The 361-nt window shown below is 60.4% G+C and carries 1 pseudogene; it reads left to right on the top strand.

Features of this window, described 5'->3' with window-relative positions:
- A pseudogene (gene ftsX / locus CYR55_RS23220) lies at positions 1 to 281 on the top strand (permease-like cell division protein FtsX); the annotation flags it as partial.
- Positions 282 to 361 lie beyond the last annotated feature (80 nt).

The raw sequence follows: 361 nt of genomic DNA, 5'->3' as shown, positions 1-361 counted from the left end.
TGATTGGCGCAACCGACGGCTTTATCCTGCGGCCGTTCCTGAATGGCGGCGCGATGCTCGGCCTGTTTGGGGCGCTGCTGTCGCTGGTGCTCTCTCAGGCGCTGGTCATGCGGCTGGAAAGCGTGGTGCTGCATGTTGCCGCGGTGTTCGGTACCACCTTCACCCTGCATGGGCTGGGCTGGGACGAAAGCCTGCTGCTGCTGCTGATTGCCGCGATGATTGGCTGGGTCGCCGCGTGGCTTGCCACGGTGCAACATTTACGGCGCTTTACACCACAATAACGATTTTTTGATATACTCTTCCCCTGCTGCTCTGATTGTGTACGCAGGGGAAGAGCCTCCACGCAGTCACCTTTCCGGCC

It is taken from the genome of Chimaeribacter californicus (assembly GCF_002858675.1).
Classification (GTDB): Bacteria; Pseudomonadota; Gammaproteobacteria; order Enterobacterales; family Enterobacteriaceae; genus Chimaeribacter; species Chimaeribacter californicus.
Note: the sequence above shows the minus strand (reverse complement) of the source record. Positions and strands in the feature narration are given on the sequence as shown.